The sequence below is a fragment of the Streptococcus mitis genome, from assembly GCF_002096755.1.
Taxonomy (GTDB): domain Bacteria; phylum Bacillota; class Bacilli; order Lactobacillales; family Streptococcaceae; genus Streptococcus; species Streptococcus mitis_AC.
In genome coordinates, this window is record NZ_NCVF01000020.1 from 76,050 (window position 1) to 99,293 (window position 23,244).

29 protein-coding genes are annotated in these 23,244 nt (G+C 40.3%); 17 read left to right on the plus strand and 12 right to left on the minus strand.

The genetic code is table 11. From position 1 onward, the window contains the following. The first annotated feature begins 104 nt into the window (after nt 1-104). Nucleotides 105-2,396, plus strand: coding sequence for a DNA helicase PcrA (gene pcrA / locus B7700_RS03195; RefSeq protein WP_084887091.1), 2,292 nt, complete (start codon nt 105-107; stop codon nt 2,394-2,396). A gap of 42 nt (nt 2,397-2,438) precedes the next feature. Further along, entirely contained in the window at nt 2,439-3,119 is a 681-nt protein-coding gene (radC, locus tag B7700_RS03200) for a RadC family protein (RefSeq protein ID WP_084887093.1), read from the plus strand. Here the strand turns inward: radC and B7700_RS03205 are convergent. From B7700_RS03205 to B7700_RS03255, 11 genes are all read right to left on the minus strand, one after another. Then, the gene (locus B7700_RS03205; RefSeq protein WP_084887095.1) at nt 3,116-3,805 is read right to left on the minus strand and encodes a gamma-glutamyl-gamma-aminobutyrate hydrolase family protein; all 690 of its coding nucleotides are present in this window, start codon (nt 3,803-3,805) and stop codon (nt 3,116-3,118) included. The two genes, radC and B7700_RS03205, sit on opposite strands and share 4 nt — an antisense overlap. Before the next feature lie 17 nt (nt 3,806-3,822). Continuing rightward, a complete protein-coding gene (locus B7700_RS03210; protein WP_000653417.1) occupies nt 3,823-4,464 on the minus strand; it encodes a redox-sensing transcriptional repressor Rex in 642 nt (213 codons plus the stop codon). Nucleotides 4,465-4,546: 82 nt separating this feature from the next. Continuing rightward, the gene (locus B7700_RS03215; protein ID WP_049509385.1) at nt 4,547-4,762 is read right to left on the minus strand and encodes a DUF4649 family protein; all 216 of its coding nucleotides are present in this window, start codon (nt 4,760-4,762) and stop codon (nt 4,547-4,549) included. 7 nt (nt 4,763-4,769) lie between these two features. Beyond that, complete coding sequence (locus B7700_RS03220) at nt 4,770-5,117, minus strand: DUF1831 domain-containing protein (RefSeq protein ID WP_000863540.1); 348 nt, start codon at nt 5,115-5,117, stop codon at nt 4,770-4,772. Nucleotides 5,118-5,121: 4 nt separating this feature from the next. Beyond that, a complete protein-coding gene (locus B7700_RS03225; protein ID WP_049509387.1) occupies nt 5,122-6,237 on the minus strand; it encodes a cysteine desulfurase family protein in 1,116 nt (371 codons plus the stop codon). A 9-nt stretch (nt 6,238-6,246) separates the two neighbouring features. Continuing rightward, a complete protein-coding gene (locus tag B7700_RS03230; RefSeq protein WP_049509388.1) occupies nt 6,247-7,206 on the minus strand; it encodes a ribose-phosphate diphosphokinase in 960 nt (319 codons plus the stop codon). Between the two features lie 110 nt (nt 7,207-7,316). After that, nucleotides 7,317-7,886, minus strand: a complete 570-nt coding sequence (locus tag B7700_RS03235) for a CYTH domain-containing protein (RefSeq protein ID WP_084887097.1) — start codon at nt 7,884-7,886, stop codon at nt 7,317-7,319. Between the two features lie 132 nt (nt 7,887-8,018). Next, complete coding sequence (locus tag B7700_RS03240) at nt 8,019-9,164, minus strand: site-specific integrase (protein WP_084887099.1); 1,146 nt, start codon at nt 9,162-9,164, stop codon at nt 8,019-8,021. A gap of 162 nt (nt 9,165-9,326) precedes the next feature. Continuing rightward, nucleotides 9,327-9,866, minus strand: coding sequence for a hypothetical protein (locus tag B7700_RS03245; RefSeq protein WP_084887101.1), 540 nt, complete (start codon nt 9,864-9,866; stop codon nt 9,327-9,329). Nucleotides 9,867-10,069: 203 nt separating this feature from the next. Then, nucleotides 10,070-10,963, minus strand: a complete 894-nt coding sequence (locus B7700_RS03250) for a type II toxin-antitoxin system PemK/MazF family toxin (RefSeq protein WP_084887103.1) — start codon at nt 10,961-10,963, stop codon at nt 10,070-10,072. 29 nt (nt 10,964-10,992) lie between these two features. Further along, nucleotides 10,993-11,736, minus strand: a complete 744-nt coding sequence (locus tag B7700_RS03255) for an XRE family transcriptional regulator (protein WP_084887105.1) — start codon at nt 11,734-11,736, stop codon at nt 10,993-10,995. Between the two features lie 155 nt (nt 11,737-11,891). Here B7700_RS03255 and B7700_RS03260 point away from each other — a divergent pair, with 155 nt between their 5' ends. Together B7700_RS03260 and B7700_RS11415 are read left to right on the plus strand one after the other, a co-directional pair. Beyond that, on the plus strand, nt 11,892-12,029 hold the full coding sequence (locus B7700_RS03260; RefSeq protein ID WP_084887107.1) for a hypothetical protein: 138 nt from the start codon (nt 11,892-11,894) through the stop codon (nt 12,027-12,029). A 169-nt stretch (nt 12,030-12,198) separates the two neighbouring features. Further along, complete coding sequence (locus B7700_RS11415; RefSeq protein ID WP_258953754.1) at nt 12,199-12,330, plus strand: hypothetical protein; 132 nt, start codon at nt 12,199-12,201, stop codon at nt 12,328-12,330. Here the strand turns inward: B7700_RS11415 and B7700_RS03265 are convergent. Continuing rightward, nucleotides 12,327-13,037 (minus strand): DUF4145 domain-containing protein, encoded by a 711-nt coding sequence (locus tag B7700_RS03265; protein ID WP_084887109.1) that lies wholly within the window; start codon nt 13,035-13,037, stop codon nt 12,327-12,329. The genes B7700_RS11415 and B7700_RS03265 overlap by 4 nt on opposite strands. Before the next feature lie 222 nt (nt 13,038-13,259). Between B7700_RS03265 and B7700_RS03270 the strand changes: the two genes are divergently transcribed. The 13 genes from B7700_RS03270 (at nt 13,260) to B7700_RS03330 (ending at nt 23,024) form a co-directional block, all read left to right on the plus strand. After that, nucleotides 13,260-13,466, plus strand: a complete 207-nt coding sequence (locus B7700_RS03270; protein ID WP_045763047.1) for a helix-turn-helix transcriptional regulator — start codon at nt 13,260-13,262, stop codon at nt 13,464-13,466. Nucleotides 13,467-13,576: 110 nt separating this feature from the next. Continuing rightward, the gene (locus tag B7700_RS03275; protein ID WP_084887111.1) at nt 13,577-13,867 is read left to right on the plus strand and encodes a hypothetical protein; all 291 of its coding nucleotides are present in this window, start codon (nt 13,577-13,579) and stop codon (nt 13,865-13,867) included. A gap of 10 nt (nt 13,868-13,877) precedes the next feature. Then, nucleotides 13,878-14,204: a hypothetical protein gene (locus tag B7700_RS03280; RefSeq protein WP_084887113.1), complete on the plus strand. Its 327-nt coding sequence runs from the start codon at nt 13,878-13,880 to the stop codon at nt 14,202-14,204. After that, nucleotides 14,185-14,376 carry a hypothetical protein gene (locus tag B7700_RS03285; RefSeq protein WP_084887115.1) on the plus strand — a complete coding sequence of 64 codons (192 nt, stop codon included), beginning with the start codon at nt 14,185-14,187 and terminating at the stop codon, nt 14,374-14,376. The genes B7700_RS03280 and B7700_RS03285 overlap by 20 nt, the downstream gene beginning before the upstream one ends. Beyond that, entirely contained in the window at nt 14,376-14,603 is a 228-nt protein-coding gene (locus B7700_RS03290) for a hypothetical protein (RefSeq protein ID WP_084887117.1), read from the plus strand. The genes B7700_RS03285 and B7700_RS03290 overlap by 1 nt, the downstream gene beginning before the upstream one ends. Further along, nucleotides 14,590-15,870 carry an AAA family ATPase gene (locus tag B7700_RS03295; RefSeq protein WP_084887119.1) on the plus strand — a complete coding sequence of 427 codons (1,281 nt, stop codon included), beginning with the start codon at nt 14,590-14,592 and terminating at the stop codon, nt 15,868-15,870. The genes B7700_RS03290 and B7700_RS03295 overlap by 14 nt, the downstream gene beginning before the upstream one ends. A gap of 19 nt (nt 15,871-15,889) precedes the next feature. After that, nucleotides 15,890-16,234, plus strand: a complete 345-nt coding sequence (locus tag B7700_RS03300; protein ID WP_084887122.1) for a hypothetical protein — start codon at nt 15,890-15,892, stop codon at nt 16,232-16,234. Nucleotides 16,235-16,236: 2 nt separating this feature from the next. Then, entirely contained in the window at nt 16,237-17,355 is a 1,119-nt protein-coding gene (locus tag B7700_RS03305; protein ID WP_084887124.1) for an ATP-binding protein, read from the plus strand. 45 nt (nt 17,356-17,400) lie between these two features. Then, nucleotides 17,401-17,823, plus strand: a complete 423-nt coding sequence (locus B7700_RS03310) for a hypothetical protein (RefSeq protein WP_049515385.1) — start codon at nt 17,401-17,403, stop codon at nt 17,821-17,823. 2 nt (nt 17,824-17,825) lie between these two features. Continuing rightward, nucleotides 17,826-18,563 carry a hypothetical protein gene (locus B7700_RS03315; protein ID WP_084887126.1) on the plus strand — a complete coding sequence of 246 codons (738 nt, stop codon included), beginning with the start codon at nt 17,826-17,828 and terminating at the stop codon, nt 18,561-18,563. Nucleotides 18,564-18,576: 13 nt separating this feature from the next. Then, nucleotides 18,577-19,137 carry a hypothetical protein gene (locus tag B7700_RS03320; protein WP_084887128.1) on the plus strand — a complete coding sequence of 187 codons (561 nt, stop codon included), beginning with the start codon at nt 18,577-18,579 and terminating at the stop codon, nt 19,135-19,137. A 10-nt stretch (nt 19,138-19,147) separates the two neighbouring features. Further along, on the plus strand, nt 19,148-20,731 hold the full coding sequence (locus B7700_RS03325) for a DEAD/DEAH box helicase (RefSeq protein WP_084887130.1): 1,584 nt from the start codon (nt 19,148-19,150) through the stop codon (nt 20,729-20,731). A gap of 13 nt (nt 20,732-20,744) precedes the next feature. Further along, nucleotides 20,745-23,024 carry an AAA family ATPase gene (locus tag B7700_RS03330; protein ID WP_084887132.1) on the plus strand — a complete coding sequence of 760 codons (2,280 nt, stop codon included), beginning with the start codon at nt 20,745-20,747 and terminating at the stop codon, nt 23,022-23,024. The last annotated feature ends 220 nt before the right edge of the window (nt 23,025-23,244 follow it).

A 23,244-nucleotide genomic window follows, 5' to 3' on the forward strand; every position in this document is an offset into this window, starting at 1 on the left:
TAGATATAAGGAGTTGCCTTCTACACGTAACCAGTCTAGGTAAAGATATTTTCCCTGAATTCTGATATAATAGAAATATTGACTTCAAGAGTAAGGAAGAGAAGATGAACGCATTATTAAATGGAATGAATGACCGTCAGGCTGAGGCGGTGCAAACGACAGAAGGTCCCTTGTTGATCATGGCGGGGGCTGGTTCTGGAAAGACCCGAGTTTTGACCCACCGCATTGCTTATCTGATTGATGAAAAGCTGGTCAATCCGTGGAACATCTTGGCCATTACCTTTACTAATAAGGCTGCGCGTGAGATGAAAGAGCGTGCTTATAGTCTCAATCCAGCCACTCAGGACTGTCTGATTGCGACCTTCCACTCCATGTGTGTTCGTATTTTGCGTCGGGATGCAGACCATATTGGCTATAACCGTAATTTTACTATTGTGGATCCTGGTGAACAGCGAACGCTCATGAAACGCATTCTCAAACAGTTGAATTTAGATCCCAAAAAATGGAATGAGCGGAGCATCTTGGGAACTATTTCCAATGCTAAGAATGATTTGATTGATGATGTTGCCTATGCTGCCCAAGCTGGTGATATGTATACGCAAATCGTGGCCCAGTGTTACACGGCTTATCAAAAAGAGCTTCGTCAGTCTGAGTCGGTTGACTTTGATGATTTGATTATGCTGACCTTGCGTCTCTTTGATCAAAATCCTGATGTTTTGACTTACTACCAGCAGAAATTTCAGTACATCCATGTTGATGAGTACCAAGATACCAACCATGCCCAGTACCAATTGGTCAAACTCTTGGCTTCGCGCTTTAAAAACATCTGTGTGGTTGGGGATGCGGACCAGTCTATCTACGGTTGGCGTGGTGCTGATATGCAGAATATCTTGGACTTCGAAAAGGATTATCCCCAAGCCAAGGTTGTTTTGTTGGAGGAGAATTACCGCTCAACTAAAACCATTCTCCAAGCGGCTAATGAGGTTATCAAAAACAATAAAAATCGCCGTCCCAAGAATCTCTGGACTCAAAATGCTGATGGGGAACAAATCGTTTACTATCGTGCCAATGATGAGCTAGATGAGGCTGTATTTATAGCCAGAACTATCGATGAACTTGGTCGGAGTCAAAACTTCCTTCACAAGGATTTTGCAGTTCTCTATCGTACTAATGCCCAGTCCCGTACTATTGAAGAAGCCCTGCTCAAGTCAAACATTCCTTATACAATGGTTGGTGGAACTAAGTTCTACAGCCGTAAGGAAATCCGCGACATTATCGCTTACCTCAACCTTATTGCTAATTTGAGTGACAATATTAGTTTTGAGCGCATTATCAACGAACCGAAGCGTGGAATTGGCCCAGGTACTGTTGAGAAAATCCGTGATTTTGCGAATATGCAAGACATGTCCATGCTAGATGCTTCAGCAAATATCATGTTGTCTGGTATCAAGGGGAAGGTGGCCCAATCTATCTGGGATTTTGCCAATATGGTTCTGGATTTGCGGGAGCAGTTGGACCAATTAAGTATTACTGAGTTGGTTGAGGCGGTTCTAGAAAAAACAGGTTACGTCGATATTCTTAATGCTCAAGCGACCTTAGAAAGCAAGGCTCGGGTAGAAAACATCGAAGAGTTCCTTTCTGTTACGAAAAACTTTGATGACACCTCTGATGGGCTAGAAGAGGAAACTGGTTTGGACAAACTGAGTCGTTTCTTAAATGACTTGGCCTTGATTGCGGACACAGATTCAGGTAGTCAGGAGACATCCGAAGTGACCTTGATGACCCTGCATGCTGCCAAAGGTCTCGAGTTTCCAGTTGTCTTTTTGATTGGGATGGAAGAAAATGTCTTTCCGCTTAGCCGTGCAGCTGAAGATCAAGATGAATTAGAAGAAGAGCGTCGTCTTGCCTATGTAGGTATCACACGTGCAGAGAAAATTCTCTATCTGACTAATGCCAACTCGCGCCTACTTTTCGGTCGTACCAACTACAACCGTCCGACTCGTTTTATTAACGAAATTAGTTCAGACTTGCTTGAGTATCAAGGATTGGCCCGTCCAGCCAATACAAGCTTTAAGGCATCTTATAGCAGTGGTGGGGTTGCCTTCGGTCAAGGTATGAGTCTTGCCCAGGCCCTTCAAGACCGTAAACGCGGTGCGGCTCCAAAAACTATCCAGTCAAGCGGTCTTCCATTTGGTCAATTTTCAGCTGGCGCAAAATCAGCCTCTAGCGAGACAAATTGGTCCATTGGTGACATTGCTCTCCATAAGAAATGGGGCGAAGGAACTGTTCTGGAAGTTTCAGGTAGCGGTGCTACGCAGGAATTGAAAATCAATTTCCCAGAAGTAGGTTTGAAAAAACTTTTAGCTAGTGTAGCCCCCATTGAGAAAAAAATCTAATTTTTCATCCTTCTCACGAATAATAAAGTGAGGAGGATTTTTATGTACAGTATTTCATTCCAAGAAGATTCACTATTGCCAAGAGAAAGACTTGCCCAAGAAGGAGTGGAAGCGCTCGGTAACCAAGAGTTGCTAGCTATTTTACTTAGAACAGGAACACGTCAGGCCAGTGTTTTTGAAATTGCCCAGAAAGTCTTGAACAATATTTCAAGCCTAACGGATTTGAAAAAAATGACCCTGCAGGAATTGCAGAGTCTATCTGGTATCGGCCGTGTTAAGGCCATAGAATTACAAGCCATGATTGAACTGGGCCATCGTATTCACAAAAACGAAACTCTTGAGATGGAAAGTATTCTCAGCAGCCAAAAGTTGGCCAAGAAGATGCAGCAGGAATTGGGCCATAAAAAACAAGAGCACCTGGTGGCGCTCTATCTCAATACTCAAAATCAAATCATCCATCAACAGACCATTTTTATCGGTTCTGCCACTCGTAGTATTGCTGAACCTCGGGAGATTCTTCACTATGCCATCAAGCATATGGCGACCTCTCTCATCTTGGTTCACAATCATCCTTCGGGAGCGGTAGCCCCTAGCCGAAATGATGATCATGTCACTAAGCTTGTCAAGGAAGCCTGCGATCTGATGGGAATTGTCCTCTTGGACCATTTGATTGTCTCTCATTCCAGTTACTTTAGTTACCGTGAAAAGACAGATTTAATCTAAAGTTCATTAACGACATAGTCAAAGAGGTTTTTATCTTTGGGACGATTTTCAAATAGAAATTCTGGATGCCACTGGACACCGAGAAAGGCGACATCATCTGTACTCATGACAGCCTCAATGATGCCATCTTTAGGATCATGAGCCACAACTTTTAAATTTGGTGCTAAATCCTTGATGCTCTGGTGGTGGAAGGAGTTGATATGGGAGATTTCTCCATAGATTTCTCGAAGAACAGTATCAGGTTCTGTTACCAAGCGCTGGGTTGTGTACTCGGCAGAACAATTCTGCCAGTGGTCTTCGATATCTTGATACAAAGTTCCACCCATGGCAACGTTAAATAGTTGAGTTCCACGGCAGACAGAAAAAATTGGCTTTTTCTGTTTAATAGCTTCCTTGATGAGGGCCAGTTCAAAGATATCCCTTTGAAGGTGATAGTCATCGCTATCGATGGTTTTTGGTTCACCATAGAATTTTGGATCAACATTTTGCCCACCTGTCAAGATGAGCTTGTCAATCATACTGATATAGTGGCAGGCCATTTCTTGATCACCAATTGGTAGGATGATGGGAATCCCTCCAGCGTCTTTAACGCCTTCAACAAAGCCTTTTGCTGCGTAGCTCATCATGATATCATCATCTGGATGAGTTTTTTCGTTTCCTGTAATCCCAATAACTGGTTTTTTCATAAAATGATTTTCGCTTTCTAATCCTCTTTTCGCATGAAGTAGAGGAGGGTTTGGAGTTCACTTGTCAAATCGACATACTGAACGACCACGTCTTTTGGTAAATGCAGATGGACTGGTGAAAAACTGAGAATTCCTTTCACGCCAGCATCTACCAAGAGATTGGCAACCTCTTGTGACTTGACGCTGGGAACTGTCAGGATAGCAGTCTTCACATCAGCATCCTTGATTTTATCCTTAATTTGAGAAATTCCGTAAATAGGAATCCCATCAGGAGTTTGGGTACCGACTTCAGGATGGTCATCTAGGTCAAAGGCCATGATAATCTTCATCTTGTTGCGCTCATGGAAGCGGTAGTGGAGAAGGGCATGGCCCATATTGCCAATACCTACCAGCATGACATTGGTGATCGAGTTATCATTGAGTAAATCGGCAAAAAATGTCATCAGTTTTTTGACATCGTAGCCAAATCCACGCCGACCTAGTTCACCAAAATAGGAAAAATCACGACGTACGGTCGCGGAATCAATACCGATAGCCTCTGCAATTTGCTTAGAGTTGGCACGTTCAATCTTTTCTGCATGAAATCTCTTAAAAATTCGATAGTAAAGAGAGAGTCTTTTCGCTGTAGCTTTTGGAATAGCAGACTGTTTATCTTTCACAAAATCACAACCTTTCTATTCTTCTATTTTATAGAAACATTGTGAAAAAATCAACAAAAACAAGAAAAAACTAAGAAAAATCTTAGTTTTGATGTAAAAAATCTGCATGTGATAGAAAACGGTAGAGGTCTCCGACCAGTCCTTGGTAAACTTCCCGCCCTTTAAAGGTCAAAGAAGTTACATAAAGTGTATCTGGCAGAGTCACACATCCTGACAGAGCAAGCATGAGAGCCTCATAATCCTCATACTTGAGAGTCCGCTCTACATGATAGCTGTCCTTATAGGTCAGTTCAAACATTTTGGCTCTATCTTTCCGATTTTGTAAAGACACCACGCTCTACCAAGCTATCCATGAGGAAGTAGAATTTTTCTTGATGAATGTGGTGGTCTTCTGATTTGAAAATATCAACTAAACGAAGACCAAACTTGTCAGTGATATTGATTTTAGCTCCTGTAAGTTCCTTGTTAATGATGATTTTGAGTTGGAATCCCTCACCGCTGTTCGGAACTTTTTCCAAAAGGCGAGTCAGTTCATAGTTCCCAACTTTTGTTTCAAAAAAGGTGTTGTCCTTGAGGGTGAATTTCTTAACAGAAGGGCTGAGAGTGTAGTCGTATCGACAATTTTTTAACTGAATGGTTTTTTCAAATGCCATATGGCTAACCTCCGATAATTTCTTTTAAGGTTTTTGCAAGGGTTTGTAGTTCTTCAATAGTATTTTGTGGCGAGAGACTGATACGAACGGATTCCTTCAAGCGTTCTGAATTTGCTCCGTACATAGCTTCAAGAACATGGCTCGATTGAACAATGCCTGCAGTACAGGCTGAGCCAGTAGAGATTGAAATTCCAGCTAAATCTAGACGAAGGAGTAAGAGGTCATTTTTCTGACTAGGAAATCCAATATTGAGAACATAAGGGAGATGATGTTGTCCCCTATTCAAGTAATATTGAATGCCCTCTAGCTCTGAAAGAAAGGCGGTTCCTAGATTTTGTACATGTTGAAAATGTTCTTCTTGCTTTTCTAGGTTTTCTTTTAGAGCTGCAACCATGCCTACGATGGCAGTTAGATTTTCAGTCCCTGCACGTTTTTTCTGTTCTTGGTCTCCGCCATGGATATAGGAATCAAAGTCCATGCTAGATGCGTAGAGAAAACCGATTCCCTTAGGACCATGGAACTTGTGGGCAGAAGCAGTGAGAAAATCAATGCCCAATTCTTCTGGATGAATAGGGATTTTTCCAATAGCCTGAACTGCATCGACATGATAGGCAGCAGGGTGTTGCTTAAGTATTTGGCCAATTTCAGCAATGGGCAGTAGGTTTCCAGTCTCATTATTGGCAAACATGGTAGAAACCAAAATCGTATCGTCACGTAAGGTCTCTTGAATTTGTTGGGCTGTGATTTCTTGATTTTCTGGCTGGATAATGGTTACTTCAAAACCAAAGTGTTGAACCAAGTAATCAATGGTTTCAAGGACAGCATGGTGCTCAATAGCAGTTGTGATGATATGTTTTCCTTGTTCTTGATGACGAAGGCAGTAGCCAATGATGGCAGTATTGTTGCCTTCTGTCCCACCAGAAGTGAAAAAGATATGTTGAGGTTTTGTCCCCAGTAACTGAGCTAGCTCCTGACGGGCTTCTCGCAAGAGTTTGCCAGCTTGACGACCATGCCCATGAATACTAGAAGGATTTCCATAGATTTCTTGCATAATCTCGGTCATAGCTGAAATAGCAACTGCTGACATGGGAGTCGTTGCAGCATTGTCCAAATAAATCAAAGAATCACCTTATTTCTTTTTGTTGTAGGCAAAGAGTGGGCTGACTGGTTTTCTTTCGTGGATACGGACGATGGCATCACCAATTAACTCACTAGCAGTGATGTAGCATACGTTTTTAGGAGTTTTTTCTTTTGTTGCTACTGAATCAGTCACAAGAATTTCCTTAATATTAGTGTCGTCAAGAAGTTCAGCAGCTCCTTCGACGAAGAGACCATGGCTAGAAACAGCATAAATTTCTGTAGCTCCTTCACGTTCAACGATTTTAGCAGCTTCAGAGAAGGTACGTCCTGTATTTAAAATATCGTCAATCAAGATAGCTTTTTTACCTTCAACATCACCGATAATATAACCTTCGTTGCGAGTAGCATCGTCTTGAGGGTAGTCAATAATGGCGATAGGAGCATCAAGATATTCAGCCAAGCTACGAGCACGCTTTACACCTGAATTTTTAGGGCTGACGACAACAACATCTGAACCGAGTAGGCCCTTATCGCAATAATGTTTTGCAAATAGGGGAACTGTGAAAAGGTTATCGACAGGGATGTCAAAGAAGCCTTGAACCTGAACGGCATGCAAATCAAGCGTAAGGATACGATCGACACCAGCCTTAACTAGCATATTGGCAACTAGTTTCGCTGTAAGTGGCTCACGAGGTGAAGCGATGCGGTCTTGACGTGCATAGCCAAAATATGGAAGGACAACGTTGATACTGTGCGCACTTGCACGAACACAAGCATCAACCATGATAAGCAATTCCATTAGGTGGTTGTTAACAGGGAAACTTGTTGATTGGATGATGTAAACATCATAACCACGGACACTTTCTTCGATATTTACTTGGATTTCTCCATCTGAAAATTGACGTGATGATAGTTTTCCAAGTGGGACACCAACAGCTTGAGCAATTTTCTGTGCAATCTCTTGGTTAGAGTTGAGTGCGAAAAGTTTCATGTTTTTTCTATCTGACATTATAGACCGTCCTCTGTAAACTTTTTAAATCCTAGTCATATCTGCCTAGCCTATACGAACTGGGATTTTGTATTTTATCTTTTCTATTTTACCAAAAAATAGAGATTATTTCAGCTATTTTTCATGCTTTTGACAAATCGAACCAATTTTGAAGGAGCTTTTTGATAAGTAAGCTGATTTTCCTCTAAAAATTGCTGGAAATCTTGTTTCCCTTGCTCGTGATTCTCAACTTCAAGCTCTAATTCGTAATCTGTAATATCAAAGTACTGACTTTCATCCAGCGCCATGAGACCAATAGCTGTTTGCATTTCATAGCGAAGTGTCGTTAGACAACCAAGAATCTGCCATTTTTTACTTTGGATACCATGTTTAGCCAATTCTTCGAGCACCAGTCCCTGAGGAAGCTCTTCCTTGCTCAGATAATCTTCAGCATCTTTTAGTTGCAATTTTTGGTTGTATTCCATGTTTCCAACACTTTGTGGGACTTTGAGTGTCAATTCTGCCCAGTCTTCAAAGGTTCGAATGCGCATAGCGACTTTCTTTTCTCGTAGTTCAAAATTAGGCGTGTCTATGTAGTAATTTTTTTGAAGAACAGGGATAACACCTGTGAACTGCTCTTTTAGACGATCATATTCATCTTTTTTCAAGAGTGTTTTCAATTCAATTTCTAAATGTTTCATTTTTCTTACCTTTTCTTTATCGTTGAAAGCGGATTTATGGTATAAACTGCTCACAGTTTCCTGTACCCTTGAAATCATTGGTTTTATAGTGTATTTCTAAAAGTGAATACGAGATTGAATACGACTTTACTTTTAGCTTGAACGGATAAAAGTCATGAGCTGATCCACGACTTCAACACGTTGATTGTCATTGATGTGGGTATACATATCAAGAGTAGTTTGGACATTGTTGTGACCTAATCTATCTGAAATGATTTTTGCTGTAACACCAGCTTCAAAGAGAAGAGAAGCATGTGTGTGTCTGAACCCGTGAGGAGTAATTTTCTTGATATCATTGTGCTCACAAAAGAACCTTCTAAGTCTCTCTTTCACAGCTGAAGGAGAAATCCATCCTCCGAAACTATTCGTGAATAGATAATTCGAATCATGCTTATAAGGAACACTAGCCTGAAAATATTCTTTTATTTGCTGACGTTTCCAGATTTTCAATACATTTAGAGTTTCATCATCTAAAGTGATAACCCTCTTACTCATTTTGGTTTTAGGGTCCTGAACAGTTTGTTTTTTATTAACAATGACAGCTGTCCGAGAAATGCTTAATCGTTTATTTTCAAAATCAACATCTGACCAGATGAGTCCAAGCGCCTCACCACATCTCAAACCTGTAAAAGCTAGTAAGTGATAAAAGGTATACTCTACAGGCTTACAATCTTCTTTGCAAACTTTAAGAAACTCAGTTAGTTCATGCTTTGTATAGTGGTTCTCTTTGGCCTTTAAGGGTCTATTTTTAGGCTTAATAATCTTGTCTAAGGGATTTGACTTAATGATGTCAATAGAAGTAGCATACTTGAAAATACGGCTGATGACAGAGTAGTAATTGGCATAGAGGATATAGCGATTACTTAACTTGATAGCAACCTTTTGACAATAAGCTACACTGATCTGCTGGATTTTCATATCTGTAAAATACAAGTCAATCATAACATCAAGTTTTTTCTTAACGTTCTGATAGGTTGTTGGTTTCACAGTGTTTTTATAGCTATCAAGCCATAACTCAGCTACTTCAGCGAAAGTAGGGTTCTGGAAATCTTCATTATTTGAAAAACCATTCTCTTCAACATCTAAGAGAAGGTCGCGTTCGGCAGCCTTTGCCTCTTTTATGGTTTTAAAACCACGTCTTGTTGTACGCTTTTCTTTTCCAGTAGCAGGGTCTATGCCCAGGTATGTTTGAAAGAGATATCTAGTCTCTCCTTTTTTTGTAATATATTTTTTTATCATAAAAAAGTCCTTTCTTTTCGATTGCTTGCCCGCATAGTTGAAAAGGTGTAGAACTTATGATAAACTATAGGTGTATTTTTTTATCGTCCTTTCCATTGCTTGCTAGATGGAAAGTTGAATCCTCACACTCAAAGTTTGGCGATGGCGAGTGTGGGGATTTTTTTATTGTACGATGATTTCACCAACAGGGATAATATCTTTTTGTTTTGAAGATTTTGCGATTAGATCATATTGGTCAGCAGATTTTTCATAACCAAGGGAAAGAGTAGTATTGTCGTCTGGTAACTTTTTAGCAAATTCAGAAATAGCCATACGAATCAAAGTGATTGCATTGTTTTGGTCAGTAGTAGCAGAATTAGAATTAACTGCATCTAGAGATTCTTTTGCGCTATCCTTAGCCGTTCCAGTTAGCAAAATCATGATTGTATCATGCGGTTCGGATGAATCTGAATCGATTACGTTGTTTTGGATTTTTACGCTTATTGCGCCAGTTGATTCAGGGTCTAATTTTGATTTAATTTCAGAGATTAAATCATCATATTTACTGTTATCTACTTTGGCTTTTGTGTTTGTTGAAGTAGTATTCTTTTGCTCCGTTTTTGGTTGCTCCGAGCTATCTTTGGTAGCCGATTGATTGTTAGAGCAGGCTACTAGAACTGTAGCACTAAGCAAGATAGCTGATGTTGTTAGTAGTTTTTTCATTGGTATTCTCCTTTATTTCCGTTTTTTACATGCCAACTATTTCCAAAACGGAAACAGTTGCTAGATAAAAATTAAAAGCCCAACTCATAAGAGCAGGGCTAGAATTGTCCTCTTGGGACAGTATCATATATTTTGTCGTCAAGCGACCCTATGATTTTATTCTAACCCTAATTTTAAGAAAAGTCAATAAAAATACTCGAATTTTAAAAAATATTTTTCAGCGCCTCATCTATTTTGTTCATAGTATTATTAGACAGTACAATACCATTCAAAATTGATTTATTATTTTTGGGATCATAGAGTCTCATTTTACTAATTGTTGTAACCTGATTCAATAAAACAATGCTATCTTTGTTCATATTTTTTATTTTTAGAATAAATTTATTAGCATACTCTATTTTCTCATCAAGTTCTGAAAGCAAAGCTGCATTATCTTTCAATTCGTGATTTATTTTATCTGCTTCAGCATTTGTAAAGTCTATATTTTTATCGATAGTTCGTATTTGTTCGAGAAAAGAATCATCTCTATCAGAAACTGGTAAGTTTTTAATTACTTCAAAAGCTTTTTTATTATCTTCGATTAACGATCCAACCATTAAAGCTCTTTCATGCAATTCATCATCTTTTTTTGAAAAACGATCATACATTTTAGTTAATTCTATAACTTTTTGAGTAGCCTCATTTTTTAACAACTGAAACACTTCGTCACCAATCGGAAATTGAAAATATTTTAAATTAGACATATCAGTTGTTTCTTTTACAGAGGTTAAAGGCAATACATGAAGAAGATGGTTTGAACGTGCATCTGTTTTATTCAGAACTATTGCATAATGAAGCCCCCCATATTCTCTGCCAACATTGAAACCAAAATCAGCATAAACGATACTTCCTCTTTTTAAAGCTGGAATACTTCGCGAGTTAAAAACTTTCTCAAGCTTTAGGTATTTTACCCAATTCTCTATCCATTGCGCTATTTTATCAGATCGTTTATTCTCTTCGTCGTTCATTCTCTGAAGGTGGTGAAGATAATCCTCCAGTTCTTGTATTATCGTTGCAGTATAGATAGCTATTTCTTTGTTAGTTCTGTTACTCCCCATGATACATTTTTCCTTTCTTATATTACTTTTTACTTCTCTCTATACAAATCTACGACTTCTCCAATGATTCGGAAGTCTGTTTCTGGTGTGATTGGCATATCTTTGTAATCAGGGTTCAAGCTATGTAGGTAGGCTTGTTCTGTATCAATGACTAGTTGCTTGATATATGCTTCCCCATTGTAGTTAAACACTCCGATTACTCCGTCATTCAAGTCAACGCTTGTCTGGATAAATACCAGGTCGCCATCGTGATAGTCAGGTTCCATAGAGTCCCCTTTTATTGGAATAACAAAGTCAGCATCTACATCTACTGGTAACTCAATCCGTTCCACTCGTACATCGTTCAAATACTGTCCAGTACCAGCAGAAGCAGCGTGGTCGTAGTAGTCGTAACCATAGAGTTGAACAACTTTCTCCGATACTTCGTTTTTCTTCGTATTTTCTTCGTTTTTTTGTTCATTCAGTTGACTCTCGGCATAGGTCAGGACTTTGCCCTGTCTAGGTGGTTCTAGTTGGTCGTAGATGGATTGGATTTGGGAAGAGGTAGGGAGCTGAGTAGATTCATTTTGAGAAGGGAAAAAATCGTCTATTGAAACACCAAAAATATCGCAAAGTTCAAAGAGCATATCTTGGTTGGCTTTCCTATCCCCTTTTTCATATCTACTAATAGTTTGTTTAGTAGTATTCAATCTTTTTGCAAGTTCATCTTGGGTAAATCCAGCCGATTTACGAAACGTCTTAATTTGTGTTCCGATATATTTTTTTAAATCCATTTTATTCCCCTCAATTTCTATAGTTGTTATAAGTAGATTATATAAAAAAGTCACCGAAAACGCAACTTTTTTTATTTTTTAATTAAAAAACTGTTGACAAGTCACCGAAATGGTGATATACTATATTCAAGCTTAAGGGAAAGGAGGTAAGGCAAATGATGGAACACATCATAAAAAGCCTAGCAAACAAAGACACTGCAACCGTCATCTTGGTACTAGGCTTAGTTAGAGAAGCACGCTTGTGGCACAAACAAATTTTAGAACACAAACGTAAGCTTCAAAACAAAAAGTAGAGAAAGGGGCGACGCCCCAACCTCTACTTGATAGTGTATCATCATTTGCCGTGAAAAGCAATGGATGAAAATATTGGCTTGATAATCCTAGCAGGATTTGTGATTGTATCTTTCACTATCCGTCGGATAGTGAAGTACCGATGTGATAAAAAAGATAAGGAGTAGAAAAATGGAAAGTGTTGAAATTGTTGAACTAATAAAAGTTACATTTAAACGGGGGAAAGGAACAGAAGATGATCCGATTAGAGTTGTAACTCAGTATTGGGACAAAGAAAATGTATTAATCTTTGAGAAAGATTAATTATCTCTTCTTTCGATAGAATTTCGGTAGGAATCAGGTAATAGGTTATATATGTCTAGAATTTTTTTAGGTTGTGTGATTCGATTATCTACAATCAAGTTGATAAAACTTAACAATGATAAAGCTAACTCTTTGTTATCTTTTATGTCTATTTGACCTGGATGTACAGCATTATTCCCTATTACTCTAACACTGTCTAGCATTTGTTGGATTTCTATTGGCATTCCTTTAGAGACAAGACTTCCAATTTGGGTATTTAAATCTTTACCTTGTGCGTTTAAATGAGTAACAAGCTTTTCAATAGCTAGACGGGATAGAGCTGCAGAAGCTCTAGGCGATATATTTAGAACTTCTCCAGCTTCAATATAGATTTCTTTCACATCGTCAGGCATATCATTATTAGGTTTAGGTACTCCTTCGGCAACATTTGGGAAAATTAATGTCGACGTTGCATCGCTTGTGTTTAATACTATCCTGGAGCCATACGTTATTTGGATTTCATTTGTTATCCAAATAGAAAATTGATTACAAGCCTGACATTGTGCAATTATAATAAATTTGATAGATTCTTTGTAATCTCTATTGATATCAATAGGATTATAAGTCCATAAATGGGAAGAGAAACCTGAACATACAGGGCATTGAAATGCTTTTGAATTGCCTGCGAAGCGACTGCCTAGGCTTAATTTAGAAAGATCAAATGACATATTTTTTCTCCAATCATTTTTATTTTGATTATACCACATTTGAAAGGTAGTTAGAATTGGAAGATAAAATCATAGAACTTGCTGATTACTTCATCAGAGAGAACACAACGTACAGAGAAGCTAAAATAGCATGTGAGAAGCTATTGAAACAAGTCAGCCATGAGATTGAACTCAGGGCGCTGGAAAGTAAGATTAGACGAATTTAGATAAGGAGGTAGGAATGTGCAAATTTATCTGTACCAACTAAGAAAAGAAAAAGGCATTACTCAGAAAGAATTAGCCCAAAAACTTGGTATTTCAGAAACTGCATATCGTCAGAAAGAGAAGGGGCAGAGCGCTTTTACTCAAGATGAAATGTTTTTCTTGCGTAGCTTTTTTGATAAACCTTTGCAAGATATTTTTTTACCAAGAAAGTCACCAAAACGGTAACAATGTAATTAAAACAAAAAAGCACCTGACGGGAATCAGGTACTTAATTAAACAATTTAAACCATTATATCACAAAAATGCTTGCCCGCATAGTTGAGAGGATGTAGAAAATGGAAGGTATCACGTTACAATTACGATTGGACGGCGAAAGTGCTGAATTGTTCACAAATCAATTATTGACCTTTGCTGAGAAGCAAGTCAAGGAGCAGTTAGAGAATGATCGCATGCCAATCAATCAACAGGCTTTGATGAAGAAGTTTGGCTTCACTCATGGCTATATTAAGAAGTTAGAACGTAAAGGCTTAAGATTTCGTAAGCAAGGGAAAGATATTATGTACGATGTCAATGATGTTTATGAGATTTTAGAATTAGAAAAAGAAGTACGAAAATTAAGAGCATAAGGAGATAAAAATGTTTGAACCACCGATTATTAGCCAGCTACTAGGAGCAGGCGCCTTAGTCATTGGGTTTCTAGGAGCAGGAATCCTAGCACACCAACGAGAGCAACAGGAACTTGAAGAAAGACGACTGCAGGAAGAACAAGACACGAAAAATGTCAGAGATTTTAATAAAATCCTTGAGATGGGGCGTGATATTGAACGTCAGAAAATCCGTGAGAATATTCGTCGTCCATTCCCTGGATTTACCTATGATAATGAAAAGCCAGAGGGATTAGAACCCGAACGCTTGGCCTTGCCAGAACCACGGAGCGTACGATATGCAAATCGTATGGGATAGACAAGCGTGGGATTTATCCACTTGCAAGCGTCGAGAGAAAATGCGTGACCTTGAGATGATGGCGCATATGCAACATGAAATAGATGATCTCAAGAAGCAATTGCAAAAGGAACAATCTTTAAGAAAGAGATTAGAAGCAGAGAATTTTCAATTGAAACTAAGGAGAAAATAATGAACAGAAAATATAAAACCAAAGGAACACAAGAACCAACACCACGTATCAGAGTAGCTCGCGAACACTATGAGCGTATTATAGACCTCGCGGATGAGTGTGATATGAAATTGATTGACGTTTTAAACCAGCTACTTGATTTCGCTCTTGAATATGCGGAAGTTGAAGAGATTCAAATCCCTGTCAAATCTTTAAGAGTCGGAGGAGAAAAAGATGGTGACGATTAATAAACTAGAAATTGAAAACGTCAAACGTGTTAAAGCGGTCAAATTAGAGCCGTCAGCGACTGGATTGACAATCGTGGGTGGAAATAACAACCAGGGGAAAACAAGCGTACTGGACGCGATTGCTTGGGGGCTGGGAGGCAATAAGTATAAACCTAGTCAAGCACACCGAGAAGGTAGTACAATTCCGCCTAGCTTAAAAATCACGCTATCAAATGGCTTGATTGTAGAGCGCAGTGGTAAGAACAGCACTCTCAAGGTGATTGACCCAAGCGGCAATAAGGCTGGTCAAAACTTGCTGGATAGCTTCGTGGAAGAACTGGCTATCAACTTACCAAAATTCATGGAGCAGACCAGCAAAGAGAAGGCTAAGACATTGTTGCAAATTATCGGAGTTGGTCCGCAGTTAGCTGAACTGGAAATGCAAGAAAAGGCCAAGTATGACGAGCGCCACGCAATCGGTGTGATTGCTGATCAGAAGGAAAAGTTTGCGAAAGAACAACCTTACTACCCAGAGGCACCGAAAGAATTGGTCTCTATCTCTGAGCTTATTCAACAGCAACAGGCTATCCTTGCTACGAATGGCGAGAATGCTCGTAAGCGCCAGAACTTGGTATCTATCCAAAATCAACATGACTCAGCAGCTGCAGAGGTTGAGCGATTGGAGAAATTGCTGGCTGACGCAAAAGCAAAAGAAAGTCAGCTGGCTCAAGACTTGGCTATTGCGAATACCGACGCTATGGATCTTCTCGATGAATCGACTGAGGAGATTGAAAACAACATCGCAGAGATTGACGAAATCAATCGTAAAGTGCGTGCTAATCTGGACAAGGATAAAGCAGAAGAAGATGCCAAGGGTTATCGCGAGCAATACAAGGAACTTGATAATGTGATTGCTGACATCCGCAAGCAGAAGACAGACTTGCTTACAAACGCAGATTTACCGTTACCTGGTTTGTCCGTGGATGATGGCGAATTGCTCTACCTTGGACAGCGCTGGGATAACATGTCTGGTAGTCAGCAGCTGCAAGTTGCGACTGCCATCGTGCGTAAGTTGAAGCCAGAATGTGGCTTTGTGCTAATTGACAAGCTAGAACAAATGGATCAACTAACTCTACAAGAATTTGGCGCGTGGCTTGAGCAGGAAGGATTGCAAGCAATTGCGACTCGTGTATCAACAGGAGATGAATGTAGCATCCTGATTGAAGACGGGTATAGCGTGAAGCCAGAAGTGACACAAGCACCTAAAACATGGCAAGGTGGATTTTAAAAATTAAAGGAGAACAATCATGAAAAAAACAGAAACTTTTATCGTATTTCGTAACAAAGAAACAGGTGGCTTTTTATCGAAATATAAAAGCAAAGAACAAACTCTTGCTTATTCAGCAGAATATACAGAAGGATTAAAACGTGCTGCTAAAAATGAAGTTGAAGCGACAAAAATACAAATTGAAGATTTTACAAAACTAGCGAATGCATTAAATTGTGAATTGCTCGAAGTGACTGCAACGTATGAGCTCAAAACACTTGACGGTGAAGAACCGGAAGATTTAACAGATAAAACCGAGAATTCAAAATCTGAGTCGTTCAAAAAGTTTATTGCTATGTTGGCAAATGGATTGGAGGATGACTAAACATGCAAATCACAAGAGGAAAACGGGCTCGAGCTCAAAAAGTAGTTATATATGGTCCTGAAGGAATTGGTAAGTCCACGTTTGCTGCTGAATTTCCAAATGCGGTCTTCATCGACACGGAAGGTTCGACAGATAACATGGATGTGGCACGACTCGACAAGCCCACCAGCTGGACCATGTTGATCAATGAGATTGCTTTTATCAAAGCGAATCCGACTGAGTGTGGGACACTCGTCATTGATACGATCGATTGGGCTGAAGCTTTGGCAGTTAATTACATCTGTTCGCAACATGGTAAGCAAGGAATTGAGGATTTTGGCTGGGGCAAAGGCTACACCTATGTCCAAGAAGAAATGGGACGTTTCTTGAATAGCTTGTCTGATTTGGTTGATATTGGTATCAATGTAGTATTGACTGCACACGCTCAAATCAAGAAGTTTGAACAGCCGGACGAGATGGGTTCTTACGACCGATACGAATTGAAACTTGGCCAAAAGACAGGTTCTAAGACGGCACCGCTTGTCAAAGAATGGTCAGACATGGTTCTATTTGCCAATTACAAGACCTTGGTCATGACGACTGATAACGGCAAGAAGAAGGCGCAAGGCGGTGAGCGTGTCATGTATACCAACCATCGCCCGGCGTGGGATGCCAAAAATCGTCACGGATTACCTGACGAAATGCCATTTCATTACGCTGGAATCGCTCATATCTTTGCGAGTCAGCAAACACAATCTATTCCATCGCAACCTCAGACGGTCACTCCAGAACCTCAGCAGGCCACACAGCAAGCCCCTGAGCAAGTTCAAGAAGAATTGCCTCTCGATATGTCACAGGTAGCTGAAAAGCCTCAAAATGAAGCTCCTGGCACGCCACAGACACCACCTGAGCAATATCACACGAACTTGCCAAAGAGTTTGACAGACCTCATGGCGCAAGGTAACGTGACGGAAGAAGAACTTCAAAAAGTCGCTTACATTCGCGGGCATTTTCCACTAGGGACTCCTATTGAAAGTTTTCCGACTGACTACTGGGATATGATTGTCGCTCATTGGCAAGCAACTGTGGAAGTTATTGAAAATCAAGTTAGAAAAGAACCAGAATTGCCCTTTACGGTGTAGATTTTGGGAATTAGAAATCATAGCAAGGTATAACAAGAGGTATCTATGAAAGATAAAACTATTAAAATCGATTTATCAAAAATCGCCAATACAGCCTTACAAGAGAAGGTTGATAAAGAGTTAGAAAAAGTTCTTGATAACATCCTGGATCCAAATACGGAAGCTAAGGCAACTCGTAAGGTTACTATCACACTAACAATGTCAACAGATGATGAACGTACAGTTGTTAAGACAGGCATGGAAGTAAAATCCACTTTGGCACCGCAGAAAGGTGTTGCAACAACTGTCATTGTCGGTCGTGATGATGCTGGTAAAATCCACGCTAATGAACTTAAAAGTGGTATCCCTGGGCAAACTTACTTTGATGACAATGGTGATATGAGAACAGATACTGGGGAACTCATCGAAAAAGTCGAACAACAAAATACAAATATTATTGATTACAACAAAAAGAAAGCAGGTAACTAACCATGACAGAAAATCTTAAAGCAGCATTATCTTATGCAGTTGAGTTAGCAGATAAAGAAAATAAAATTATTTCTTCATCAAGTGGGAAGGAATATTTTGACATCAATAAGCATGACTTCAGAGAACTTAGCCCCCGCAAATATGCGCCGACTCTTGAACTTCAAACGCTCAAAAGTTTAGTGGATTATCTCAAATCAGATAACGACTTTATCGGTGGTCATAGACTTGTAGTGGTGGTAGAAAGTTATCAAAAAGTTTCTGTGTATGATCAAGCGGATATTGAATATGGCAAACGTCCTCAACTTGTATCTGTAAAGGCATCTGTTCCATTTATCCCCTTTAGTAATTGGTGTAATCAGGAAGAGTTTAATATTATGTTGCAATCTATGTTTATCAATGATGCAGACCGCAATCTAGTTTTAGATTTTGCTAGTCACTTAAAAATCGAAAAAGGGGCAGAGGCTCAAGATAACGGCGTTACACAAACGGTGACTGTTCGTGATGGTGTAGCAAGTCTAGCACAGGCTAAGACTCCAAATCCAGTAACCTTACGACCATATCGTACCTTTAATGAAGTAGAACAACCAGCAAGTCAGTTTGTATTCAGAGTTAACAAATCAGCGAATCTAGCTCTCTTTGAAGCGGATGGGGGCAAATGGAAATTAGATGCTGTTAAAAACATCTCAGATTATTTAAAAACAGAACTTGCAAACAACGATAGAATCACAATTTTAGCATAAGGAGAAAAACAACATGACACAACAACAATACAACAACTTTGAACGCGAATTTGGATGGGAAGATACGATTGAAAAAGACTCGGAATACGTCCTACTACCTGACGGCTTATACCACTTTACAGTAATCGGTATGGAGCGTACACGACACACGCCAAATCCACAAAATCCCGGGAAATTGCCAGCGTGTAACAAGGCTATCGTCAGCATCAAGATTGTAGCTAACGAAGGCGAAACCGAATTGCGTCACAATCTATTCCTGCACAGCTCAACCGAAGGAATGCTATCTGCTTTCTTTGCTGCAATTGGCCAAAAGAAAAAAGGCGAACCACTTCGCATGAATTGGAACACCATCATCGGCGCAACCGGTGTATGTAAAGTCGGAACTCGACAGTACAAGGAAAATAATTATAACGAAGTTAAGTCCATGCTCTATCCTGAAGATGTTGATTATACAAAAGTATTGAACCAACAACCTGGACAAACAATGCAACAAAGCTATCAGCAACCGCAACAGTCGAATTTTGCACAACAACCACAACAGCCACAAGCTGGATACCAAGCTGGGCAATTCTAGGAGGTAAGGCATGCAATTAAGACCTTATCAACAGGAAGCGCGGGAAGCTGTTCAAGCTGAATGGGCTAAAGGTCGCAAACGCACGCTCCTAGTATTGCCAACAGGATGTGGAAAGACGATTGTTTTTTCCAAAATTATCGAAGATCAAGTGAGAGAGGGCAAGCGTGTACTTGTCCTTGCTCATAGGTCTGAATTATTGGAGCAGGCTAGCGATAAGCTCAAGACTGCAACAGGACTTGGTACGGCTTTAGAGAAAGCAGAGAATACTTCTATTGGTTCTTGGTATCGGGTCGTCGTCGGATCAGTCCAGACCATGCAGAGAGAGAAACGATTACGACAGTTTCCGCCCGACTGGTTCGATACGATTGTAGTCGACGAAGCACACCATGCTATATCAGATGGTTACCAGCGTGTGCTTGGCTATTTTGAGAAGTCGGATGTATTAGGGGTTACTGCCACACCAGACCGTGGAGATATGAAAAACCTTGGATCTTATTTCGATAGTCTCGCTTATGAATATTCGTTGGTACAAGCTATCAAAGAAGGCTACTTATCTAAAATCAAGGCTTTGACAATTCCGCTCAACTTGGATTTATCAAATGTGAGCATGTCAGCAGGCGATTTCAAAGCAAGCGATGTCGGGACGGCACTAGATCCATATCTGGAACAGATAGCTGACGAAATGGTCAAGCAATGTGCTGACCGTAAGACAGTCGTATTCTTGCCTTTAGTAAAGACCTCGCAGAAGTTTCGCGATATCCTAAACGCAAAAGGATTTCGTGCTGCTGAAGTCAATGGAGAGTCCAAGGACCGTGCAGAAATCTTAGAAGACTTCGAGAAAGACCGCTACAACGTTCTTTGTAATTCCATGCTTCTAACAGAAGGCTGGGATTGCCCGTCAGTGGATTGTGTAGTAGTACTAAGACCTACTAAGGTACGTGCCTTATATAGCCAGATGGTGGGGCGTGGTACTCGTTTACATCCAGGAAAGGAAGAATTACTCTTGCTAGACTTCCTCTGGCATACAGAACGCCACGAGCTATGCCGTCCAGCTCATTTAATCTGTGAGACTCCAGAAGTCGCCCAGAAAATGGTTGAGAACATGGAAGAGCAAACTGGTGTAATGCTTGACCTTGAAGATATGGAAGTTAAGGCTGCAGAAGACGTAGTCGCTCAACGTGAAGAAGCTTTGGCCAAACAATTGGAAGAAATGCGTAAGCGTAAACGCAAATTAGTGGATCCATTGCAATTTGAAATGTCTATCCATGCTGAAGATTTATCAAACTACGTACCTAACTTTGGATGGGAGATGGCACCTGCTAGTGATAAGCAAATTAAAGCTCTTGAGAAATACGGCATACTTCCTGACGAAATCGCGAATGCTGGAAAGGCTGCTTTATATTTAGATAGATTACACAAGCGACAAGCGGAAGGTTTAACAACACCTAAACAAATCAGATTACTTGAAAGATACGGTTTCAAAGGTGTGGGAATGTGGCCGTTCGAAGAAGCTAAAAATATGATTAATCGCATAGCAGCTAATGCTTGGAGAGTTCCGACAAGTGTGCGACCAGCTGAATATGTACTAAATTAAGAAGGAGGAGATAGTGGCAGAGAATGATTTTAATTTGTTGCCGTTGCTGGATTACATCAATCCTGCCACGGTAGATTATCAGACGTGGGTCAATGTCGGTATGGCTCTTAAACATGAAGGATATACAGCATCCGACTGGGATAACTGGTCACAAAATGATAGTCGATACAAGAAATTTGAGTGCTTCAAGAAATGGGATACTTTCAATGAACAAGCAGGAACTATCGTGACGGGTGCGACGATTACCCAACTTGCTAAAGAAAATGGCTGGGTGTCGCAATCTAGCTACGATAGCGAGAACGCGCATGAGTTAGGTTGGACCGATACAATAGATCGTGATTATCGTGTCATTGATAAAGACTGGATTGAAGGTAAGGAAATCCATGAGCCAACTATTTGGAACCCGGTTCAGGAGATTATCAAATATCTTGAAACACTCTTCGAGGCTAGCGAAAACGTTGGGTACGTTACTGAATGCTATCCGAAAACAGACGATGAAACTGGCGAAATTGTCAAATGGCTACCAACCAAGGGAGCTTACGACAGGACGGCTGGCCAGCTTATTAAAGAGTTGAGTCAGTGCAATGGTGATATCGGGGCAGTCTTAGGTGACTACCACGAAGAAGCCGGCGCATGGGTTCGATTCAATCCCATGGATGGAAAAGGTGCTAAAAATGAAAATGTGACAGATTTCAGATATGCCTTAGTCGAATCCGACAGTATGCCAATCGATAAGCAAAACGCAATCTACAAAGAACTTGAATTACCGATTGTTGCTTTAGTACACAGTGGAAATAAGTCACTACATGCCATCGTCAAAGTAGATGCCAAGAATTACGAAGAATACCGTAATAGGGTTGATTATCTTTATAAGATTTGTCAAAAGAACGGCATTATCGTCGATACACAGAATCGAAATCCAAGTAGACTATCTCGTATGCCTGGGTTCATCCGTAATGGACAGAAACAATTTTTAGTAGATACCAACATTGGTAAATCTGATTGGGATGAATGGTATCAATACATCGAAGATTTGAACGATGATTTACCTGATCCTGAAGGATTGGCCGATAGTTGGGATAACTTGCCAGAGTTAGCTCCTGAGTTGATAAAAGGTGTCCTTCGTCAAGGCCATAAGATGCTGATTGCTGGACCATCAAAAGCTGGTAAGTCATTCGCTTTAATTGAAATGTCAATTGCAATTGCTGAAGGCAAAAAATGGCTAGGCTGGGATTGTACTCAAGGGCGTGTATTATACGTCAATCTGGAGCTAGACCGTCCGTCTGCCTTACATCGCTTCCGTGACGTTTATCAAGCTATGGGATTACCACCTAAAAGCATCCAGAATATCGATATCTGGAATCTTCGTGGGAAGACTGTACCGATGGACAAGTTGGCTCCTAAACTCATACGTCGAGCTTTGAAGAAAAACTATATCGCAGTTATCATTGACCCGATTTACAAGGTCCTGACTGGTGACGAGAACAGTGCAGACCAGATGGCACATTTTACGAATCAATTTGATAAAGTGGCCACAGAGTTAGGCTCTAGCGTTATCTACTGTCACCACCACTCAAAAGGTTCGCAAGGTGGCAAGAAGTCCATGGACCGCGCTAGTGGTTCGGGTGTATTCGCTCGGGATCCTGACGCGCTTATCGATTTGGTCGAGCTGGAAGTATCAGAGGAATTACTTACTCAGAGGATGAACCAAGCAGCGTGCGAAGTATACAAGCAGGCTTTGCAAGAACGAAATAACGCTTATTACCAACAGAATGTCGGACTAGATGACCTATTAAGTCCAGCGCAGATGAGAACGCACTTTGAAAAAGGCATCCCTGATGTCATGGCTCGTGCTCCTTATGTAGACAGGCTCGAAGAAGTCCGTAACAAGATTCAGATAGCAACCGCATGGCGTGTGGAAGGTACGCTTCGAGAGTTTGCCAAATTTAAGCCAGTGAATATGTGGTTCAGCTATCCAGTGCATACACTTGATGAATCAGGCGTGTTAGCAGATATCCAATTAGAAGATACTACGCCAAATTGGAAAAAGAATCTAGATAGTAAAAAGGGGAATGAGAAGAAAAAGAAATCTGCTGACGAGAGATTTACTACTGCTATGGATGCATTATTCGACGGAATCAATCCGGTTGAATTGAGTGAAATGGTGGAATATTTTTCAACAGAAGACAAACCTGTTAGCGAAAAAACTATCAGAAGATGGGTCAAAAATAGAGATGATTTTGAAGTGAAAAACAATCAAATCACACCCAAAGAAGAGCTAGGGACAGAGTAGGGACAAGGACAAACCCGATAGACAAACCCGAGAGTGTCCCTCGGGAATGTCCTTGACTCTCAGAGACAAACCCGAGAGTGTCCCTGTGTCTCTGGAGTGTCTCTAGGGACAAAGACAAACCCGAGAATGTCCCTGAGAAAACGCACAACCATGCGGATTTTTAGCTCTAGGGACAAACCCGAGAAATTCAGGGACAAAGCTAGGGACAGAATATCTCCCT

What these genes read in the sequence shown, in the direction of transcription:
- pcrA (WP_084887091.1), top strand. Translation starts at nt 105, where the DNA reads ATGAACGCATTATTAAATGGAATGAATGACCGTCAGGCTGAGGCGGTG.
- radC (WP_084887093.1), top strand. Translation starts at nt 2,439, where the DNA reads ATGTACAGTATTTCATTCCAAGAAGATTCACTATTGCCAAGAGAAAGA.
- B7700_RS03205 (WP_084887095.1), bottom strand. Translation starts at nt 3,805, where the DNA reads ATGAAAAAACCAGTTATTGGGATTACAGGAAACGAAAAAACTCATCCA.
- B7700_RS03215 (WP_049509385.1), bottom strand. Translation starts at nt 4,762, where the DNA reads ATGTTTGAACTGACCTATAAGGACAGCTATCATGTAGAGCGGACTCTC.
- B7700_RS03220 (WP_000863540.1), bottom strand. Translation starts at nt 5,117, where the DNA reads ATGGCATTTGAAAAAACCATTCAGTTAAAAAATTGTCGATACGACTAC.
- B7700_RS03230 (WP_049509388.1), bottom strand. Translation starts at nt 7,206, where the DNA reads ATGTCAGATAGAAAAAACATGAAACTTTTCGCACTCAACTCTAACCAA.
- B7700_RS03235 (WP_084887097.1), bottom strand. Translation starts at nt 7,886, where the DNA reads ATGAAACATTTAGAAATTGAATTGAAAACACTCTTGAAAAAAGATGAA.
- B7700_RS03240 (WP_084887099.1), bottom strand. Translation starts at nt 9,164, where the DNA reads ATGATAAAAAAATATATTACAAAAAAAGGAGAGACTAGATATCTCTTT.
- B7700_RS03245 (WP_084887101.1), bottom strand. Translation starts at nt 9,866, where the DNA reads ATGAAAAAACTACTAACAACATCAGCTATCTTGCTTAGTGCTACAGTT.
- B7700_RS03250 (WP_084887103.1), bottom strand. Translation starts at nt 10,963, where the DNA reads ATGGGGAGTAACAGAACTAACAAAGAAATAGCTATCTATACTGCAACG.
- B7700_RS03255 (WP_084887105.1), bottom strand. Translation starts at nt 11,736, where the DNA reads ATGGATTTAAAAAAATATATCGGAACACAAATTAAGACGTTTCGTAAA.
- B7700_RS03260 (WP_084887107.1), top strand. Translation starts at nt 11,892, where the DNA reads ATGATGGAACACATCATAAAAAGCCTAGCAAACAAAGACACTGCAACC.
- B7700_RS11415 (WP_258953754.1), top strand. Translation starts at nt 12,199, where the DNA reads ATGGAAAGTGTTGAAATTGTTGAACTAATAAAAGTTACATTTAAACGG.
- B7700_RS03265 (WP_084887109.1), bottom strand. Translation starts at nt 13,037, where the DNA reads ATGTCATTTGATCTTTCTAAATTAAGCCTAGGCAGTCGCTTCGCAGGC.
- B7700_RS03275 (WP_084887111.1), top strand. Translation starts at nt 13,577, where the DNA reads ATGGAAGGTATCACGTTACAATTACGATTGGACGGCGAAAGTGCTGAA.
- B7700_RS03280 (WP_084887113.1), top strand. Translation starts at nt 13,878, where the DNA reads ATGTTTGAACCACCGATTATTAGCCAGCTACTAGGAGCAGGCGCCTTA.
- B7700_RS03285 (WP_084887115.1), top strand. Translation starts at nt 14,185, where the DNA reads ATGCAAATCGTATGGGATAGACAAGCGTGGGATTTATCCACTTGCAAG.
- B7700_RS03290 (WP_084887117.1), top strand. Translation starts at nt 14,376, where the DNA reads ATGAACAGAAAATATAAAACCAAAGGAACACAAGAACCAACACCACGT.
- B7700_RS03295 (WP_084887119.1), top strand. Translation starts at nt 14,590, where the DNA reads ATGGTGACGATTAATAAACTAGAAATTGAAAACGTCAAACGTGTTAAA.
- B7700_RS03300 (WP_084887122.1), top strand. Translation starts at nt 15,890, where the DNA reads ATGAAAAAAACAGAAACTTTTATCGTATTTCGTAACAAAGAAACAGGT.
- B7700_RS03305 (WP_084887124.1), top strand. Translation starts at nt 16,237, where the DNA reads ATGCAAATCACAAGAGGAAAACGGGCTCGAGCTCAAAAAGTAGTTATA.
- B7700_RS03310 (WP_049515385.1), top strand. Translation starts at nt 17,401, where the DNA reads ATGAAAGATAAAACTATTAAAATCGATTTATCAAAAATCGCCAATACA.
- B7700_RS03315 (WP_084887126.1), top strand. Translation starts at nt 17,826, where the DNA reads ATGACAGAAAATCTTAAAGCAGCATTATCTTATGCAGTTGAGTTAGCA.
- B7700_RS03320 (WP_084887128.1), top strand. Translation starts at nt 18,577, where the DNA reads ATGACACAACAACAATACAACAACTTTGAACGCGAATTTGGATGGGAA.
- B7700_RS03325 (WP_084887130.1), top strand. Translation starts at nt 19,148, where the DNA reads ATGCAATTAAGACCTTATCAACAGGAAGCGCGGGAAGCTGTTCAAGCT.